The 17,467-nt window shown below is 71.6% G+C and carries 17 protein-coding genes; 6 read left to right on the forward strand and 11 right to left on the reverse strand.

Going from position 1 to position 17,467, the window contains the following annotated elements; genetic code table 11:
* Nucleotides 1-70: 70 nt before the first annotated feature.
* Nucleotides 71-829, reverse strand: a complete 759-nt coding sequence (locus I2501_RS17130) for a LuxR C-terminal-related transcriptional regulator (protein WP_196194904.1) — start codon at nt 827-829, stop codon at nt 71-73.
* Nucleotides 830-970: 141 nt separating this feature from the next.
* Here I2501_RS17130 and I2501_RS17135 point away from each other — a divergent pair, with 141 nt between their 5' ends.
* On the forward strand, nt 971-1,675 hold the full coding sequence (locus tag I2501_RS17135; RefSeq protein ID WP_196194905.1) for a response regulator transcription factor: 705 nt from the start codon (nt 971-973) through the stop codon (nt 1,673-1,675).
* A gap of 59 nt (nt 1,676-1,734) precedes the next feature.
* Here the strand turns inward: I2501_RS17135 and I2501_RS17140 are convergent, their stop codons facing one another.
* The 7 genes from I2501_RS17140 to I2501_RS17170 form a co-directional block, all read right to left on the reverse strand.
* Nucleotides 1,735-3,801 carry an MDR family MFS transporter gene (locus I2501_RS17140; RefSeq protein WP_196194906.1) on the reverse strand — a complete coding sequence of 689 codons (2,067 nt, stop codon included), beginning with the start codon at nt 3,799-3,801 and terminating at the stop codon, nt 1,735-1,737.
* Between the two features lie 64 nt (nt 3,802-3,865).
* Nucleotides 3,866-4,429, reverse strand: coding sequence for an AAA family ATPase (locus tag I2501_RS17145; RefSeq protein ID WP_196194907.1), 564 nt, complete (start codon nt 4,427-4,429; stop codon nt 3,866-3,868).
* A 31-nt stretch (nt 4,430-4,460) separates the two neighbouring features.
* A complete protein-coding gene (locus I2501_RS17150; protein ID WP_196194908.1) occupies nt 4,461-5,708 on the reverse strand; it encodes an HNH endonuclease signature motif containing protein in 1,248 nt (415 codons plus the stop codon).
* 434 nt (nt 5,709-6,142) lie between these two features.
* A complete protein-coding gene (locus I2501_RS17155) occupies nt 6,143-6,985 on the reverse strand; it encodes a glycosyltransferase family 2 protein (protein ID WP_196195054.1) in 843 nt (280 codons plus the stop codon).
* A gap of 80 nt (nt 6,986-7,065) precedes the next feature.
* Nucleotides 7,066-7,797 carry a CDP-alcohol phosphatidyltransferase family protein gene (locus I2501_RS17160; protein ID WP_236046583.1) on the reverse strand — a complete coding sequence of 244 codons (732 nt, stop codon included), beginning with the start codon at nt 7,795-7,797 and terminating at the stop codon, nt 7,066-7,068.
* 112 nt (nt 7,798-7,909) lie between these two features.
* Nucleotides 7,910-8,971: an iron-containing alcohol dehydrogenase family protein gene (locus tag I2501_RS17165; RefSeq protein ID WP_196194910.1), complete on the reverse strand. Its 1,062-nt coding sequence runs from the start codon at nt 8,969-8,971 to the stop codon at nt 7,910-7,912.
* Nucleotides 8,959-9,714, reverse strand: coding sequence for a phosphocholine cytidylyltransferase family protein (locus tag I2501_RS17170; RefSeq protein ID WP_196194911.1), 756 nt, complete (start codon nt 9,712-9,714; stop codon nt 8,959-8,961). Before I2501_RS17170 ends, I2501_RS17165 begins: the two co-directional genes overlap by 13 nt.
* A 203-nt stretch (nt 9,715-9,917) precedes the next feature.
* Between I2501_RS17170 and idi the strand changes: the two genes are divergently transcribed.
* On the forward strand, nt 9,918-10,484 hold the full coding sequence (gene idi, locus I2501_RS17175) for an isopentenyl-diphosphate Delta-isomerase (protein WP_196194912.1): 567 nt from the start codon (nt 9,918-9,920) through the stop codon (nt 10,482-10,484).
* 84 nt (nt 10,485-10,568) lie between these two features.
* On the opposite strand, the gene I2501_RS17180 is transcribed toward idi, so the two are convergent.
* Complete coding sequence (locus tag I2501_RS17180) at nt 10,569-11,669, reverse strand: calcium:proton antiporter (protein ID WP_196194913.1); 1,101 nt, start codon at nt 11,667-11,669, stop codon at nt 10,569-10,571.
* 181 nt (nt 11,670-11,850) lie between these two features.
* Between I2501_RS17180 and I2501_RS17185 the strand changes: the two genes are divergently transcribed.
* The 3 genes from I2501_RS17185 to I2501_RS17195 all read left to right on the forward strand — a co-directional run bounded on the left by I2501_RS17185 (nt 11,851) and on the right by I2501_RS17195 (nt 14,452).
* Complete coding sequence (locus tag I2501_RS17185) at nt 11,851-12,393, forward strand: MarR family winged helix-turn-helix transcriptional regulator (RefSeq protein ID WP_196194914.1); 543 nt, start codon at nt 11,851-11,853, stop codon at nt 12,391-12,393.
* Nucleotides 12,390-13,835, forward strand: coding sequence for an MFS transporter (locus I2501_RS17190; protein WP_236046529.1), 1,446 nt, complete (start codon nt 12,390-12,392; stop codon nt 13,833-13,835). The genes I2501_RS17185 and I2501_RS17190 overlap by 4 nt, the downstream gene beginning before the upstream one ends.
* A gap of 71 nt (nt 13,836-13,906) precedes the next feature.
* A complete protein-coding gene (locus tag I2501_RS17195) occupies nt 13,907-14,452 on the forward strand; it encodes an isochorismatase family protein (protein WP_196194915.1) in 546 nt (181 codons plus the stop codon).
* A 12-nt stretch (nt 14,453-14,464) separates the two neighbouring features.
* Here I2501_RS17195 and I2501_RS17200 read toward each other — a convergent pair whose 3' ends face one another.
* Nucleotides 14,465-15,229: an SDR family oxidoreductase gene (locus tag I2501_RS17200; RefSeq protein ID WP_196194916.1), complete on the reverse strand. Its 765-nt coding sequence runs from the start codon at nt 15,227-15,229 to the stop codon at nt 14,465-14,467.
* Nucleotides 15,230-15,453: 224 nt separating this feature from the next.
* Here I2501_RS17200 and I2501_RS17205 point away from each other — a divergent pair, with 224 nt between their 5' ends.
* Entirely contained in the window at nt 15,454-16,155 is a 702-nt protein-coding gene (locus I2501_RS17205) for a L,D-transpeptidase family protein (RefSeq protein WP_196194917.1), read from the forward strand.
* Between the two features lie 80 nt (nt 16,156-16,235).
* Here the strand turns inward: I2501_RS17205 and I2501_RS17210 are convergent, their stop codons facing one another.
* Nucleotides 16,236-17,447: a saccharopine dehydrogenase family protein gene (locus I2501_RS17210; RefSeq protein ID WP_196194918.1), complete on the reverse strand. Its 1,212-nt coding sequence runs from the start codon at nt 17,445-17,447 to the stop codon at nt 16,236-16,238.
* Between the last annotated feature and the right edge of the window lie 20 nt (nt 17,448-17,467).

Genomic DNA, 17,467 nt, shown 5'->3' on the forward strand with positions numbered 1-17,467 from the left:
CGCCTGTCATATACCGAGGCAGCACACATGGTCCGCGTCCGAACAACCGGTCCGCGCGCAGGTAGGCCGGTCAGCGCGTACCGGTCCACACGTCCGAGCGGCGTGCCAGCGCGACCGCCTCCAGCCGCGAGTGCACGCCGAGCTTGTCCAGCACGTTCTGCACATGGGTCCGGGCTGTGCTGGGCGACATCCGCAGCCCCTCGGCGATCGCGGCGGTGTCCTCGCCCTCGACCAGCAGCCGCAGCACCTCGCGCTCCCGGTCCGTCAGCCGATGCAGCGGGTCCTCACCGCCGCCGTCGCCCGTGCTGCTGCTGCCGGCAACCGGGCTCTGCGCCTGCGGGCCCAGGGTCTGCGGGCTCTGCGTCTGCGGGCTCAGGGTCGGCTCGATGAACCGGCCACCCGCCGCCACCGTGCGCAGCGCCCGGTCCAGCACGTCGAGCTCACGGTCCTTGCCGAGGTAACCGACCGCTCCGGCCTCGATCGCCGCCGACGCCGAGTCGGGATCCATCGTGCGCGAGAGCACGATCACCCGGATTCCCGGCTCCCGGGCGTGGATCTCCCGGACCGTGTCCAGCGCCTCTCCGTCCAGCAGCTGCAGGTCCAGGAGACAGGCGTCGGGACGACAGGCGGTCACCGCGCGCAGCAGTCCGTCACGGGTCGCGGCGGTGGCCAGGACCCGGTAGCCGCGCCCGGACAGCACCAGCGCCAACGCCTCGGCGAGCAGCCGGGAGGCGTCGGCGACGACGAGCGTCCGCAGCCCCGGGCCGTCGCCCCGCCCAGGCGCGTCGGCCGGGGCGGCCCGGTGTGCCGGGTCTCCGGTGGCTCCCATGACCCCAGCTAAACACTGTCGGTTCGCCGCAGCCACTGGCTCGGCCACCAAGCAAGCCACCGGCTCAGCCGGCAAGTCAGCCGCCGACGCGGCCGCCCACGGCGGTGGCCGCGTACGGGCGACGGTGGCAGGCTCAGGAGCATGGCGGGCGACATCCGGGTCGTGGTGGCCGACCGGCGGCGTTCGGTCGCCGAGATGCTCGCGCTAGGACTGCGGCAGCTCGGCATGACGCCCGTCGCTGTCACCGGCATGCGCGCCGCCTGCCAGGCAGCCGCCGACCAGCACGCGGACGTCGTCGTCGCCGACATCGGCCTGCTCCTGGTCACCGGTCGTGCGGGCGCTCACAGCGCCCCGGCCGGTAGCACCCCCGCCCGCAGTGCCTTCACGGCCACCCCCTGGCCCGAGCGGTTGGGCGGCGTGCCACTGGTCGTACTCAGCGACGGCACCCGCACCGACGCCCTGGCCGGCGCGGCGATCCGTGCCGGGGTGCGCGGCTGGGTGCCGAAGGACAGCTCGCTCCAGCACCTGCTGGCCGTGATCCGGGGGGTCCGGTCCGGCGAGACCTGGATTCCGCCCCGGCTGCTCACCCGGGTCCTGGCCGAGCTGATGACGCTCCACGACGACCAGGAGCGGGACGCCGAGCGGCTGGCCACCCTCTCCGCCCGCGAACGGGAGGTGCTGGACGGCCTCGCGGCCGGCCTGAGCCGGGCGGAGATCGGCCGACGGCTCTTCCTGTCCACCAACACGGTGCGCAGCCACGTCCAGAACCTGATGACCAAACTCGACGTGCACTCCTCCGTGGCCGCCGTGGCGCTGGCCCACCGGGTGAGCCAGCGCCCCAGCTGATCAGGCAGGCGCCCCACCTGACCAGGCACGCAGCTCACCCGACCGGGCAGGCGGCCGGCTCACGCCACTGCGCGACCGGCGGTGGCGCGGCCGGGCGGGAGGCCGTGGGCGAGGTCCTCGGCCAGCAGGCGCTTGGCGATCGTGTCCACCGCGGCCCGGAGCTCGGCGCTGCGCGGGTGGCCCACGTCGGCCTCAAGCTGTGCGTTGAGCCAGCGCGCCCAGGCACTGCTGATGGTCCGGGCCTCGGCCTCGCCCAGCGGGGTGTGCGAGAGGAAGTCGTGATCGCGGGTCAGATACCCCTCCGCCACCACCCGGTCGAAGACCGGGTCCAGCACCTCGGGCGGGATTCGCCTGCGGGCTGCGATCAGCCCGACCTGCGCGTAGCCGATGGTCCGGGTCAGCCCCTCGACCTCCATCACCGCCCAGGCCCCGGCCATGTCGAGACCGCTGTCCGAGCTGCGCACGATCTGGCGCGCGGTGTCCAGGTCGATCTGGCTGATGATTTTCGCGACCGCGAACTCCAGGTGCTGGTTCGAGTCGCTCCCCGTCGGCTGCGCGAAGCCCTCGCCCATGTCGGTGGAGGTCGCCCGCGCCGTGTCGCGCAACCGCACCTGCTTGAGGAAGAGCGCCACCACGAAGCCCAGCAGCGCCACCGGAACCGTCCACAGGAACACCGTGTGCAACGAGTCCGCGTACGCGCGGATGATCGGCGCGGCCTGCGGCTTCGGCAGTGCGTGCAGTCCCTGCGGGCTCGACGCCGCCTTGGCCAGGACGGCCGGGTTCGCCCCGGTCAGCCGGGCGGAGGTGGCGACGCCCGCGGCCAGGTTGGTCTTGAGCGTGTTGGTGTAGATGGTCCCGAAGACGGCCGTGCCGAAGGAGCTGCCCAGGGTCCGGAAGAAGGTGACGCCGGAGGTCGCCGTGCCCAGATCGGCATAGTCCACCGTGTTCTGCACCGCGATGGTCAGCACCTGCATGGACAGCCCGATCCCGAGACCGAGCACGAGCATGTAGAGCGACGCCAGCGCGGTCCCCGTTCCCGGCTTCATCAGGGAGAGGAGGTAGAGCCCGGCCGCCATGACGAGCGAGCCCACCACCGGGAACCACCGGTACTGGCCGGTCTTGCTGACCACGTTGCCGCTGAAGATCGACGCCACCAGCAGGCCGACGACCATGGGCAGCGTGCGCACACCCGAGACGGTCGCGGAGTCGCCGTCGACGTACTGGAGGAAGGTCGGCAGGAACGTCATCGCGCCGAGCATCGCGAAGCCGACGATGAAGCTGAGCACCGAGCAGACCGTGAAGACGGGGTTGCGGAACAACCGCATCGGCAGCATCGGCTCGGCCGCCCGCGTCTCCGCCCAGCAGAACAGGCCCAGGCTGACGACCCCGCCCACGAAGAGCCCGATGATCACCGGCGAGCCCCACGCGTACTCGTTCCCGCCCCAGCTGGTCGCCAGGATCAGCGCGCTCGCGCCGACGGCGACCAGGGCGATCCCGAGGTAGTCGATGACCGGCCGCACCGCCGACCGGACGGAGGGGATGGTCCGCGCGGCCGTGATCACGACGACGATCGCGATGGGGACGTTGACGTAGAACGCCCAACGCCACGTGAGGTGGTCCGTGAAGAGCCCGCCGAGCAGCGGCCCGATCACCGTCGCCACGCCGAAGACCGCGCCGATCGCGCCCTGGTACTTGCCGCGCTCACGCAGCGGGATCACGTCCGCGATCAGCGCCATCGCCGTCACCATCAGCCCGCCGGCGCCGACGCCCTGCAGCGCACGCCAGCAGATGAGCAGCGTCATGTTGGTCGCCAGTCCGCAGAAGAACGACCCGGTGATGAAGACGATCGCGGAGATCTGGAAGATCAGCTTGCGCCCGAAGAGGTCACCGAACTTGCCGACCAGCGCGGTGGAGACGGTCTCGGCGAGCAGATACGACGTCACCACCCATGACATGTGGGCGGCGCCGCCGAGGTCGGCGACGATCGTCGGCAGCGCGGTCCCGACGATGGTCTGGTCGAGCGCGGCGAGCAGCATCCCGAGCATGATCGTGCCGAAGACGATGTTCCGCTGTCGGACGTCGAGGACGGGCGGCGCGCTCTGAGGGCGGTCGGCAACGGTGGTCATAGACGCAGCGTCACATCCGGTGACGGCTGGCGCGAGTTGGGTCGGCTGTGTCGGTGACGGATGCTCAGCGGACAGGAGGCTGAGGCGCGGCATGGAGCGTGGCGAAGGCGGCGATCCGGTCGAGAGACGGCCTCCAGCCCTGGTTCGTGTCCACGACCATGCACGGCACGTCGAGCCCGATCGGCTTCCAGGACTCGATCGGCTTCTGCCCCTGGGCGATGCGGTGCAGCAGATCAGCGTCCGCATGCACGGAGCGACCCGGCTCCTCGGCGGCTCGGGAGGCGATACGGTCGCGAGCGAGTTCCGGGTCGACGACGCAGCGCACCACGCGGATGCGTCCCAGCTCCGCGAGAGGTTCCAGGCCCGGACGCCACAGCCGGTCCTGATACGCGGCCTCCGCCACCACGCTCGATCCCGACTCCAGCAGCTCACCGAGCCTCCGGAAGAACAACGTCAGTGTCGTCAGGTCCAACTGGTCCGCCGGACCGGCACTCGAGCTCAGCGCCTCCTTGATCTCGTCACGACAGACCGCAGGCCAGCCGAGCGTGTCAGCGAGGGCATGGGCGAGCGTCGTCTTGCCCGCCCCAGGCGGACCACTGACGACGACCAGGGTCGGAAGGATTCTCATTCCGCCGCCGCCTCTCGTTCGGCTGCTTCGATCAATCACGGGGGTAGCGGGTGTTGGGTGGGGGTGGGGTGCCCGGTGGTGGGACGGCGTGGGGTCGGCCGTTCCGCATCTCCAGTTCCCAGCCGGTCTGGTGGAGATCGGTGTGGTGCTCGTTGCAGAGCAGAGCGAGGTTGCCCAGGCTGGTTTCGCCACCGTCGGCCCAGTGGGTCACGTGGTGGGCTTCGCACCAGGTCGGTGGTCGGTCGCAGCCGGGCCACACGCAGTGCCGGTCGCGGGCGATGACCGCGTCCCGCAGATGGGCGGGGACGGTGCGGGTCGCACGGCCGATGGAGACCGGCTTGTCCTGCCCGCGCGTCAGGATGACGCGGAGCTGGCAGTCGCACGCTTCCTTGCGGGCCTGCCACCCGGGAAGCTGGTAACCGCGCGTCGTGGTCGCCGCAGCCTTCGGCCGGAGCAGCCCCGAAAGCTCGTCGCCCTCCTCGGTCAGTGCGGGGTGGGTGGGGCAGGACTGCCGGAGGGCGTCGAGGTCGGCGATCAGGGTCAGGTGCGGACGCTGCCCACCCGTCGTCGGGAGCTTGTCCGAGCCCAGCGCGAGGTCGGTGACGGCTTCGAGGGCGTCGCCCATGCGCTCACTGTGGGTGCGGGTCTCGCCCTCGACCGGGGTACCCATCGCAGCCTCCAGGGCCACGCGGAGCTTCTCCCCCGCGACCGGGGACAGTTCACCGGACAGGACCCAGAACGGCCGGTCACTGGTCCCGGTCGCCGAGAGCTTGACCCAGGACTGGAACACCGCCGGAACCACCGTCGCGTCCGCGTCCTGCTCGGGGACGAGGTGGGCGTGGATCTGCTTCGCCGCCTGACGCACATGCGCCAGATGCAGCTTCGGGGTCTGCTCGACCATCAACACCTCCGCCTGACGACGCGCGGCGGTGTCCTCGATCGGGGCGAGCTCCTTCGCCAGGATCTCCACCTGGTCCGTCGACAGCGAGCCCTCGGCTTGGGCCTGACGGATCGTCGGAAGCTTGTCCAGATCCCGCGCCAGGTTCACCATCCGGTTCGCGTGCCCCTGGCCCATCTGCGCATGCGTCCGCAGGAACCCCTTGGTCGAACGACACCGCACCGCCGTAGCACCGCCGACGCGATCGAACACCGCCAGACGACGCAACTTCTGCGCATCCAACATCTCCGACAACCGCTCAAGAGCCAGGAACTGCTCCGCGAGGAAACCCACACCCGCGTCCAACAACGCCTCATCACCCTCGTCCGCGAGCGCCGTCAACAGGCCACGCGCGCACCCAGGAAGAGTCCGCAAAGGATCCACGAACCGCGCCTGACGCGAAGACAACGGCGTCCCCGCGACGAACCGGGAACCGGCGGCATCCTGCGGCAAACCCAGCCAGTCATCACCAGCAGGAGACGGAGAAGGGACAAACGGAGGGTTCTGGGGAGAAGAGGGGCGGTGATCCGAACCAGAAACGGAACCCTCGGACGGGGAATCACCCCACCCATGGACGCCATCTCCGTCGTCTTCACAACCGCCCCCGAACATCGAGGCGTCCATAGAACAATTATGACACCCCGACCACCCCGAACCAAGCCTCGGTCGTCACTCACACGAGTGAAAAACCCCAGCTCAAAGCACGTTTGACGCCCAATCAAGCGCCTCGCCCGCCCCTCCCCCACCCTTCGAACACCCGGCTCCGAACAGCCGGATCAGACGATCGGCGGGCGGCCCAGCCGCGTCATCCGCCACACCGTCGACCAGCGCATCGGGCGGCGCGGGCCGGCGGGTTCGCGCCAGCCGGCGGCGAAGCCGCGGAGCCAGGCGCGGAGGGCGTCGCCGGAGGGGCGACGCGCGAGGGTGAGCAGGAACCAGACCCCGAGGTAGACCGGGACCAGCGGCGCGGGCAGGTTGCGGCGGGCGAGCCAGACGCGGTTGCGGGCGACGTTGTGGTTGTAGGTCGCGTGCCGCGAGGGCAGCGTGCGCGGGTGGCGCAGCACGACGTCGGGGCGGTAGTCGATCTCCCAGCCCGCGTCGAGGGCGCGCCAGGCGAGGTCGGTCTCCTCGTGGCCGTAGAAGAACTCGCCCGGGAGCTGACCCGCCGTCGCGAAGACGGCGGACCGGACCGCGCTCGCGCCGCCGAGGAAGGTGGTGACCCGCGAGGCGCGCATCGGGTCGGAGGCGCGCAGGCGCGGCACGTGGCGGCGCTGGGTCAGGCCCTCCTCGTCGGCGATGCGGAAGGAGACGATGCCGAGCTTCGGGTCGGCCGCGAAGGCCTCGCGCAGCTTCTCGGCGGAGTCGTCCAGCGTCAGCAGGCCGTCGTCGTCGAGGAAGAGGACGACGTCGACGTCGCGTCCGTCCGGGCCGAAGGCCTCGATGCCGACGTTGCGTCCGCCCGGGATACCGAGGTTCTCGGGGACCTCCACGCCGCGTACGCCCTCGGGGAGTTCGGGCAACGGTGCGCCGTTGGCCACGACCACGACCTCGACGGCCGGGCCGCGCTGGGCGGCCACCGAGTCGAGGAGGGCGCGCAGTTCGACCGGACGGTTGCCCATGGTGATGACGACCGCGCCGAGCTTGAGCTCGTCGGCCTTCACGCGGTGTGCCTTCACGTGTCCAGTCTCCGTCACGGCGCTCACCGGAGCCGGCTCGACAGGACGATGCTGAGCAGGTGCAGCAGGGTCTGCAGCAGCGCGATGCCCGCCAGGATCGCGACCGCGAGGCGGCTGAAGAAGAGCCCGCCGTGGACCGCGTCCGCGATGCCCGCGGCCAGGATGAAGAGCGACGCCTCGACGCCGCCGATCAGGCGGTGGAACTTGAGCGCGGAGGCCAGCTTGCGCGCCCTGGCCACGCCGGCGGCGCGCGGAACGGAGGCGGAGTCCTCGACCGCCGTCAGGCCGCGACGGATCCGGGCGACGTCGACGAGGTCGGTCTCCGCCTTGATCAGGATCGCGCCCAGCGCGGACAGCGTGCCGAGGAAGGCCCAGAGCCAGGCCCGCGAGCCGTCCTGCTGGAACAGGTCGGCGGCGCGCAGGCCGAAGCCGGTGAGCAGCGCGGCCTCGGAGAGGTAGTGGCCGATCCGGTCCAGGTAGACGCCGGTCGTCGAGGTCTGCTTGCGCCAGCGGGCGAGCTCGCCGTCGACGCAGTCGAGGCCGAGGTAGACCTGGATCAGCAGTGCGCCCAGCACCGCACCCCAGATGCCGGGGAGCAGCAGCACCGCGCCGCCGAGCACGCCCGCGACCATCATCAGCCAGGTCAGCTGGTTCGGCGTGACGGGGGCGTAGACCAGGTGGCGGGTGATCCGCGAGGAGATCCGGCGCATGTAGATACGGCCGGCCCAGTGCTCGCCGGAGCGGCGGTCGAGCAGGCCCTCGGGGTGCGCGACGGCGCGGAACTCGGCGAGCGAGGGCAGCGGGGGCTTGGAACCCTTCGGGGACTTCACAGCGGCTTCCGGAGAGGTGGCTTCAGGAGCGGCGGAGTCAGGAGCAGACGTCTTTGACATAAGAGGTGTACGCGTCCCGGATGGCGGAGGGGGAGAGATCGAGGTGTTCCAGGATGGTGTAGCGGCCTGGACGGGTTTCCGGAGCATAGTGCACGGCTGCCACGAACTCCTGGTCGGTGAAGCCGATCTGGTCGGCCGTCACCGGGAGTCCGTGACGGCGCAGCGACTGCACCATCTGGCCGGCCACCGGCAGGTCTCCCCGCAGGTAGGTGGCGAAGGCGGCGCCGAGGCCGCACTGCTCGCCGTGCTGGGCCTTGCGGTCCGGGTAGAGGATGTCGAGCGCGTGGTTGATCTCGTGGCAGGCGCCGCTGGCGGGTCGGCTGCTGCCGGCGACGTTCATCGAGATGCCGGTGAGCACCAGCGCCTCCGCCAGCGCGACCAGGAAGTCGTTGTCGGCGATGGTGCCGGGGTGGCGCAGGATGGTCTCGCCCGCGGTGCGGGCCATGGCCGCGGCCAGGCCGTCGACCGACTCCCCGGTCTCGCGCTGGGAGAGCTCCCAGTCGGCGATGCAGGAGACGTTGGAGATCGCGTCGCCGACGCCCGCCGCGACGAACCGCGCGGGGGCGCGGCGGATCACGTCGAGGTCGACGATCATCCCGATCGGGCTGGGCACGCCGTAGGAGCCGCGTCCGGCGTCGTTGTCCAGCGTCGAGACCGGGGAGCAGAGGCCGTCGTGGGCGAGGTTAGTGGCGACCGCGACGATCGGCAGGCCTACGCGGGCCGCCGCGTACTTGGCCACGTCGATGATCTTGCCGCCGCCGAGTCCGACCAGCGCGTCGTAGTGGCCGCCCTTGACCTGGTCGGCCAGCTTCACCGCCGCGTCGAGCGTGCCGTCGGCGACCGTGAACCAGGCCGCGCCCGGGAGCTGCGGCGCCAGCCGTTCCCGCATCGCCGCGCCGGAACCGGCGCTGACCGCGACCGCGATCCGGCCGGACGCGGCGATGCGCTGGTCGGCCAGGACCGCGCCGAGGTCGTCGAGCGCTCCGGCGCGGATGTCGACGACCAGCGGCGAGGGAACCAGGCGGGTCAGTACCGGCACGCGATCTCCCGGCCCTTGGCGAGGTCCTCGTGGTTGTCGACCTCGACCCAGGAGACCTCGCCGATCGGCTGGGTGTCGATCCGCAGGCCGCGGTCGATCATCTCCTGGTAGCCGTCCTCGTAGTACAGCTGGGGGTCGCGCTCCCACGTGGCCTGCAGGGCCGAGGCCAGGTCGTCGGCGGCGGAGGGGTTGATCAGCGTGACGCCGATGTACTCGCCGGTCGCGTCGGCCGGGTCCATCAGCTTGGTGATCCGGCGGGCGCCCTTCTCGGGGTCGACCGTGACCTTCATCTCCTCGTCGGCCAGCTTCTTGACCGTGTCGAGGGCGAGCAGCACGCCGGGGGCGTGGCCCTCGGCCTTCATCCGGGCGTTGGCCTCCAGCAGGGTTTGCTCGACCGAGTGGGGGTGGATGGTGTCGCTGTTGGCGAGGATGACGCCCTCACGGAACAGCTCGCGGGCGCACCAGACGGTGTACGCGTTGTTCCAGGCCTCCGCCTTGGGGTTCTCCACCAGGTGGAGGCGGACGCCGTGGCGCTGCTCCAGGGCGGTCTTGCGCTCGCGGATCGCGTCGGCGCAGTAGCCCACGACGATCGCCACGTCGCGCATGTCGACCTCGGCGAAGTTGCGCAGGGTGATGTCGAGGATGGTCCGCTCTCCGTCGACCGGCACGAGCGCCTTGGGGAGCGTGTCGGTGTACGGACGGAGGCGGCTGCCTGCGCCCGCGGCCGGAACAAGGCCGATCATGTGGAGTCTCCAGTGCTTCGGTTTCGCTGCTCGCGGACGGTCGCCCCCCACCCCGCCGCGCAGATCATCATTGCGGACCGTAGCGCCGTGGGACAAGCCAAGGCCCGTCTGCCGGCCTTTTGCATGGTCTTTTGCGGCAGACTGTACCTCTGCCGGGCAGTTACCGGGCCAGGCGTGGACGCGACCTCTGTGAAAGGTGATCCATGACCGCCACCACCGTGACGACGACGGACGAGATCCTGCTCGAACTGGTCGACGAGCAGGGCCGGACGATCGGCACGGCCGAGAAGCTCTCCGCACACCAGGCTCCGGGCCGGTTGCACCGGGCCTTCTCCGTGTTCCTCTTCGACGAGGAGGGCCGGATGCTGCTGCAGCAGCGTGCGCTGGGCAAGTACCACTCCCCCGGTGTGTGGTCGAACACGTGCTGCGGCCACCCGTACCCGGACGAGCCGCCGTTCGTGGCCGCCGCCCGTCGTACCGCCGAGGAGCTCGGCGCGGCGCCGGTGCGGATGCAGCAGGCCGGGACGGTGACCTACGACCTGCCGGACGAGGCCTCCGGGCTGGTGGAGCGCGAGTACAACCACCTGTTCGTGGGTGTGGCGGACGACACCTTCACCCCCGACCCGGACGAGGTCGCCGCGACGTCCTTCGTCACGCCGGAGGAGCTGGCGGAGCTCCAGGAGCAGAAGGCGTTCTCGGTGTGGTTCACCACGGTCCTGGACGCGGCCCGGCCGACGATCCGCGCCGTCTTCCCGAACGCGGGCTGGTAGTACCCCGCAACGCACGTCCCCCGAGCCCCGAGCCCCGAGCCCCGGTCGCCTGCGCGGCCGGGGCTCCGGCGTGTCCGCCGCACCTCACGGGATGACGGCCAGCACCAGGTAGGCGCCCAGGATCGACAGGTGCACGCCGCCCTGGAGCGGCGTGGAGCGGCCGGGGACGACGGTGAGGGTGCCGACGACCATGGTCAGCGCCAGCAGCACCATGTCCGTCGGGTCCAGGCCGAGGACGAGCGGGCCGCTCAGCCAGATCGAGGCGATCGCGACGGCGGGCACGGTCAGGCCGATGCTGGCCATGGCCGAGCCGAGGGCCAGGTTGAGGCTGGTCTGCACCCGGTCCCTGCGTGCGGCGCGGACGGCGGCGATGGTCTCCGGCAGCAGCACCAGCAGCGCGATCACCACGCCCACCACGGAGGCCGGCAGTCCGGCCGCGGCGACGCCGTGCTCGATCGTCGGCGACTCGACCTTGGCCAGGCCCACCACCGAGACCAGGGCGACCCCGAGCAGCCCGAGGCTGGTCAGCGCCTCTCGCCGGGTCGGGACGTGGGCGTGCTCGTCGCCGTCGATGATCTCGCCGGCCCGGGTGAGCGGGAGGAAGTAGTCGCGGTGGCGGACGGTCTGGGTGAGCACGAAGACGCCGTAGAGCACGACGGAGGCCACGGCCGCGAAGGCCAGCTGTCCGGGCGCGAAACGCGGGCCGGGGGTGCTGGTGGTGAAGCGCGGCAGCACCAGGCTGAGCGTGGCCAGGGTGGCGACGGTGGCCAGCATGGCGCCGGTCCCCTCGCTGTTGTAGACGGCCACGCGGTGCCGCAGTGAGGCGGTGAGCAGGCAGACGCCCATGATCCCGTTGCAGGTGATCATGACGGCGGCGAAGACGGTGTCCCGGGCCAGCGTCGCGTTCTTCTCGCTGCCGTCGGCCATCAGCGTCACGATCAGCGCGACCTCGATGGCGGTGACGGCCACCGCGAGGACGAGTGAGCCGAAGGGCTCGCCGACCTTGTGGGCGATCACCTCGGCGTGGTGGACGGCGGCGAGCACGCCGCCCGCGAGGAAGACGGCGACCAGCGCGACCAGCACCCACGGCAGTGTGCGACCCCAGGTGGCCGCGAGGACGAGCAAGGCGAGCACCGGTACGTAGGCGGTCCATTGCCGGGCATATCGGAGCAAACGATCACTCATGCCCATGAGACTGCCAGATCGTCACACTTCTTCCGGGTCGGCGCGACGACACGTCGGCGCACGGAAGGGCACGGGACGGCGCGGAGCGGCAGGAAGCGGCCGGAGCGGCACGCGACAACTGCACAGGGAAACTCAACAGGCAACCTTGCAAATTCACCTGCCGATCTCCTAGGGTGGCCGTATGCCCACGACCGATCCCGCCGGCCCCACCGACCCCTCCGTGCTCGCGACAGAGCTGCACAGTGTGCTCGGGCTGGTCGCGCGCCGGGCCCGGGCGGCGTCCGCCGAGAGCGAGCTCACCGCGTCACAGCGCTCCGCAGCGGCGCGGCTGCTGCGCGAAGGGTCGGCGACCACGGCCGACCTGGCGCGGGCCGAGTACGTGCGGCCCCAGTCGATGCGGATGACGCTCGGCGCGCTGGAGGAGCGCGGCATGGTCCGCCGCACTCCCCACCCGACCGACGGGCGTCAGGTACTGGTCGAGCTGACCGACTCCGGACGGGAGCAGATGCGCGCCGTGCTCCAGGCCAAGCAGGACTGGCTCAGCCACGCCCTGGCCACCGACCTGGACGAGGCGCAGCGCGCCACGATCGCCGCCGCGCTGCCGTTGCTGCGCACCCTCGCGGGCACGCCCGCCGAAGCTGCCCAGACTGCCCAGGCGGCACAGGCGGCACAGGCGGGAACCGCGGCCCAGGCGGCGCAGGCGGCGCAGGCGGCGCAGGCATGACGGCCGCCTCCGACCTCTCCGCGGCACAGGGCGCACAGGCCGACACGCGCAAGGCGTTCAGCGGCACGATGATGACGCCGCTGCTGATCGGGGTCGCACTCAACCCGATCAACTCGACGATGATCGCCACCGCGCTGGTCTCCATAGGCACGGCCTTCGGCGTCGGCGTGTCCAGTACCGCGTGGCTGGTCGCGATCCTCTACCTGGCCAGCGCCGTGGGCCAGCCCACCATGGGCAAGCTGGCGGACCTGATCGGTCCGCGCCGGATCTTCCTGACCGGACTGCTGATGGTGGTCGCCGCCGGGCTCGTCGGGGCGCTGGCACCGGCGTTCGGCTGGCTGATCGCCTCCCGGGTGCTGCTGGGCATCGGCACCTCCGCCGCCTACCCGTCGGCGATGGCGATGCTGCGCGCGGAGACCCGCCGGACCGGCGTCGAGGCGCCGCGGACGGTCCTCGGACGGCTCTCGCTCGCCTCGCTGTCCAGCGCGGCGGTCGGCCCGGTGCTCGGCGGCGCGCTGGCGGCGACGCTGGGGTGGCGGGCGGTCTTCGCGGTCAACATCCCGCTGGCTGTGGTGGCGTTCCTGCTCGCGCTGCGCTGGGTCCCCGGTGAGGTGCGCGGCGAAGTGCGCGGCGAGGCACCCCGGGCGTCGGGTGACGGTGCCGGAGACCGCACGCGGATGCCGCTGCTGACGCTGATCGACCTGCCCGGCATCACGCTCTTCGCGGCCACCATCGCCGCGCTCATGCTCTTCCTGATGAACCTCTCGCGGCCGCAGTGGCTGCTGCTGGGGCTGACGCTGGTGCTCGCCGTCGCACTGGTCCGGTGGCAGTTGCGCGCGGCGCACCCGTTCCTCGACCTGCGGCTGCTCGGCCGGAACCCGGGCCTGACCCGGACCTTCCTGCGCACCGGGCTGACCTATCTGGTGCTCTACTGCATGCTGTACGGCTACTCGCAGTGGCTCCAGGACGGGCACGGCTTCAACGCCTTCCACGCCGGTCTGATCGCCCTGCCGATGTCGGCGACCGCCGCGCTCTTCTCCCTGCTCGGGGCGCGGACCAGGACGCTGCGCGCACCGCTGATCGCGCTGACGCTGCTGCTGACCGCCGGGTCCGCGCTGCTGCTGACGGTCGATCACCGCTCGTCGGTGCTGCTGCTGGTGCTGGTCAGCGCGCTGTTCGGCGTCGGCCAGGGACTGGCGTCCAGCTGCAACCAGGCCGCCCTCTACGCGCAGGCGCCGAAGGACGGCGTCGGCGCCGCGGCCGGGCTGCAGCGGACCTCGATCTATCTCGGGGCGATCCTGTCGTCCTCCGTCATCGCGCTGCTCTACGGCACCCGCGCCACCGACGGCGGCGTGCACGGGGTCGCGGTGGTGATGGGCGTGCTCTGCGTCGCGCTGATCGCCCTGACCACTGCAGACCGCGCCCTGCGCCAACGGCGCTGAGGCACGCCGTTCAGCACACCTGACTTTCCGTCACAAACAACACCTCACGAGAAGAAAGCAGGCTGCACACCATGGCTGCCACCACGATCGACCCGACCAGCGCGCTGGTCCTGATCGACCTGCAGAAGGGCATCGCCGCCTTCGCCAAGGACCGCGGCATCGACGAAGTCCTGGCCCACTCCGAGCGCCTGGTCGCCGCGTTCCGCGAGCGCGGGCTGACCGTCGTGCACGTCAACGTGACCGGCGGCGCGCCGGGTCGCACCGAGCTGCAGCGCCCGCCGCGCGACCTGCCCGCCGACTGGGCCGAGCTGATCATCCCGGCCGCGGCGGACGAGGTCACCGTCACCAAGCAGACCTGGGGCGCCTTCCACGGCACCGAGCTGCACGCGGAGCTGGAGAAGCGCGGCGTGACCCAGATCGTCCTCGTCGGCGTCGCGACCAGCGTGGGCGTCGAGTCGACGGCCCGCGCCGCGTACGAGCACGGCTACCACGTCACGCTGGCCACGGACGCGATGACCGACATGGACCCGGTCTCGCACGAGCACAGCATCGCCCGGGTCTTCCCCAAGCTCGGCGAGACCGGGACCACGGACGAGATCCTCGCCCTGCTCGGCTGACGACCGGTCCGGTCAGCCTCGGCCCAGATAGGGCATGCCGGTGGCCATGATGGTCATGAACGGCACGTTGACGTCCAGCGGCAGTGACGCCAGGTGGACCACGGTCGAGGCGACATGGGCCGCGTCCATCACCGGCTCGACGGCGATCCGGCCGTCGGCCTGGAGGATGCCGTGGGTCATCCGCTCGGTCATCTCGGTGGCGGCGTTGCCGATGTCGAGCTGGCCCACGGCGATCCGGTGGGCGCGGCCCTCCAGGCCGAGGGACTTGGTCAGACCGGTCATGGCGTGCTTGGTCGCCGTGTAGGCGACGCTGTTGGGGCGCGGGACGTGGGCGGAGATCGAACCGTTGTTGATGATCCGTCCGCCTTCGGGCCGCTGCTGGCGCATCAGCGCGAAGGCGGCCTGGGCGACGAGGAACGCTCCGGTGAGGTTGACTTCCACGACCGCGCGCCACTGGGCCGCCGGGATCTCGTCGGCGGGCGCCGCCGTCCCGAACGCGCCCGCGTTGTTGAAGAGCAGGTCGAGGCGGCCGTGGCGGGAGCGGATCTCGTCGAAGACCCGGGCGACCTCGGCCTCGTCGGTGACGTCCGCGGAAGCGACGTGGGCCTCGGCGATCTCGGCGGCGGTCTCCTTGAGCGCGTCCTCGCGGCGACCGGTCAGCACGACGGTCCAGCCCGCCCGGCCGAGCGCCCGCGCCGTGACTCTGCCGATGCCCGATCCGGCGCCGGTGACCAACGCGATCCGGCTCGGTTTGAGCTCTTCTTCCTCCGCGGACATACGGCTCCTCCCGTCGTTCTCACCGTACCGCTCGGTTCCCGGTACGCCGGCCGTGGCACTGTCCGCGCGTCAGCGTGGCAGCGAGGCGGGGGTCACCCTACGCTGTTCGGACATCGAACGGTGATGCCATGTCAGTCGGCGGACACCGCCGCCTGCATGGACCGCTTCGGACGCCTTCTTCGGGTTCTTCGGACCTCACTTCGGACTCTGGGAGCTGTGCCGCCATGCCCCGTCCTTCCGCGTTCGTCCGTCTCTGCACCGCCGCAGCCGTCGTCTGCGGATCACTGCTCGCCGCCGCACCGGCTCACGCGACGACCGCCGCGCCGCGCTTCCCGGTCCCGGTGCGGCTCGGGAGCGCCCATCAGGTGATCACCGTCCAGGCGCACGGCAGCTATGCGACCGTCACCGCCTGGCAGTGGACGCGCGACGGCTGGCGGGTGGTCGTCCGTACCGCCGCGGCGCGGATCGGCGCGCGCGGTGTGGTCAGCGGGACCACCCGGGTGCAGGGCAGCTACCAGACGCCGACCGGCACGTACTCGATCACCGAGGGCTTCGGGAACGGCCCGAACCCGGGCACGCGGATGCCCTACCACCGCGTCACCGCGCACGACTGGTGGGTCGAGGACCGGGCCTCGCACTACTACAACCAGATGCGCACCGACACGCTCGGCGGCTTCCGGCTGACCGAGGCGGGGGTGGACGGAAGCGAGCACCTGGTCCAGTACCCGGTGCAGTACCACAACGTGCTGGTCGTCAACTTCAACACGGACCCGGCCGTACGGGGGCGCGGCGCGGGCATCTTCCTGCACGACCTGAGCACGAGCGGCGGCCCGACGGCGGGCTGTGTGGCCGTTCCGTCGGGCGTGCTGACCACGATCATGCGCTGGATCGCACCGAGCGATCACCCGGTCATCGCGATCGCTTGATCGCTTGATCGCTTGCTCACGTGATCGGTCGATCAAGCGATCGACCGATCACGCCCCTTCACGTCCTTTCGCGCCCCTGCCTACCGACCGGGCGCGCGGCCGGGTCGGCCGTCGAGGACGCGGAAGGTGATGCCTGCGGCGACCAACCGGTCGATCAGGGCGGTGCCGCAGGCGGCGGCCGTGGTGAGCTGGCCGGACGTCTTCGGGAGGTCGTCGAAGGCGAGGCAAAGCGCCGTCTCGGCGAGCATCTTCGCCGTCTCGCCGTAACCGGGGTCACCACCCGCGACCTCGGTCCACACCTCCCGTCCGCCGCTGCGGCCGACGAACCTGACGGTGAACCAGCTCCGCGCCCGTCGGGCCGCGTCCGGCCCGGAGCCGGACGGGCGCAGCGAGGTCAGGGCGCGCAGCAGCGGCGGGACCTGCGCGGCGAGCGCCAGGCCGACCACGCCGACCAGCCCGCCCGCCGCGATCGGCAGCCGCTTGACGGCCGCGTAGTGGCCGTAGCGGAAGTCGGTGCCGTACTCGGGCCGCGCGGCGGCGGAGCGGAGCACGATCCGCGGGTCGATCGACGGCATCGGGATCACCCAGGCGTGGGCATCCTTCGACCAGCGCGGGCCGACGGCCGAACCGCGCACGGTGCGGCCGGTCGGCCGTCCCTCCGCGACGCGGCGGGCGCGGGCCGCCTGGAGCGTCTGCCGGCCACGGCCGAAGGCGGTCAGCGCGGAGGCCAACGTCCCGCCGGAGAAGGTGCCGGAGACGCGGACGAACCCCTCGACCGCGACCTGTTCGCCCGCGGTCTCCGCCACTCCCCCGGGTTGCCCCTTGAGCGCACCGACGGTGAAGAGCGCGCCGAGGTCGTGCGGGACCGAGTCGAAGCCGCAGGCGTGCAGCAGCCGCGCGCCGGTGGCCACCGCGCGGTCGTGGTAGCGGGTGTACATCAGGTCGACGAACTCGGGCTCGCCGGTGAGGTCCACATAGTCCGTGCCCGCCTCGGCGCAGGCGGCGACCAGCGGTTCGCCGTACTGCTGGTACGGGCCGACGGTGGTGATCAGCACGCGGGTCGAGCGGGCGACGGCGGCCAGGGAGTCCGGGTCCGCGCTGTCGGCGACCAGGACCGGAAGGTCGGGCAGGTCCAGCCGCTCACGCAGGGCCTCCAGCTTCTCCCGGTTGCGCCCCGCCACCGCCCAGCGGCACCCCTGGGGTGCATGCCGGGCCAGGTACTCGGCGGTCAGGCCGCCGGTGAACCCGGTGGCACCGAACAGAATGACGTCGTACGCGCGTTCCGACTCCATGCCGCGCACTCTAGCGGCAA

Source organism: Streptacidiphilus fuscans, assembly GCF_015690355.1.
Classification (GTDB): Bacteria; Actinomycetota; Actinomycetes; order Streptomycetales; family Streptomycetaceae; genus Streptacidiphilus; species Streptacidiphilus fuscans.

Excerpts from the sequence above, each read along its gene's own strand:
- I2501_RS17200 (WP_196194916.1), bottom strand. The coding sequence starts at position 15,229 with ATGTCCGCGGAGGAAGAAGAGCTCAAACCGAGCCGGATCGCGTTGGTC.
- I2501_RS17210 (WP_196194918.1), bottom strand. The coding sequence starts at position 17,447 with ATGGAGTCGGAACGCGCGTACGACGTCATTCTGTTCGGTGCCACCGGG.
- I2501_RS17205 (WP_196194917.1), top strand. The coding sequence starts at position 15,454 with ATGCCCCGTCCTTCCGCGTTCGTCCGTCTCTGCACCGCCGCAGCCGTC.
- idi (WP_196194912.1), top strand. The coding sequence starts at position 9,918 with ATGACCGCCACCACCGTGACGACGACGGACGAGATCCTGCTCGAACTG.
- I2501_RS17185 (WP_196194914.1), top strand. The coding sequence starts at position 11,851 with ATGCCCACGACCGATCCCGCCGGCCCCACCGACCCCTCCGTGCTCGCG.
- I2501_RS17130 (WP_196194904.1), bottom strand. The coding sequence starts at position 829 with ATGGGAGCCACCGGAGACCCGGCACACCGGGCCGCCCCGGCCGACGCG.
- I2501_RS17135 (WP_196194905.1), top strand. The coding sequence starts at position 971 with ATGGCGGGCGACATCCGGGTCGTGGTGGCCGACCGGCGGCGTTCGGTC.
- I2501_RS17195 (WP_196194915.1), top strand. The coding sequence starts at position 13,907 with ATGGCTGCCACCACGATCGACCCGACCAGCGCGCTGGTCCTGATCGAC.
- I2501_RS17190 (WP_236046529.1), top strand. The coding sequence starts at position 12,390 with ATGACGGCCGCCTCCGACCTCTCCGCGGCACAGGGCGCACAGGCCGAC.
- I2501_RS17145 (WP_196194907.1), bottom strand. The coding sequence starts at position 4,429 with ATGAGAATCCTTCCGACCCTGGTCGTCGTCAGTGGTCCGCCTGGGGCG.
- I2501_RS17140 (WP_196194906.1), bottom strand. The coding sequence starts at position 3,801 with ATGACCACCGTTGCCGACCGCCCTCAGAGCGCGCCGCCCGTCCTCGAC.
- I2501_RS17170 (WP_196194911.1), bottom strand. The coding sequence starts at position 9,714 with ATGATCGGCCTTGTTCCGGCCGCGGGCGCAGGCAGCCGCCTCCGTCCG.
- I2501_RS17180 (WP_196194913.1), bottom strand. The coding sequence starts at position 11,669 with ATGAGTGATCGTTTGCTCCGATATGCCCGGCAATGGACCGCCTACGTA.
- I2501_RS17155 (WP_196195054.1), bottom strand. The coding sequence starts at position 6,985 with ATGGGCAACCGTCCGGTCGAACTGCGCGCCCTCCTCGACTCGGTGGCC.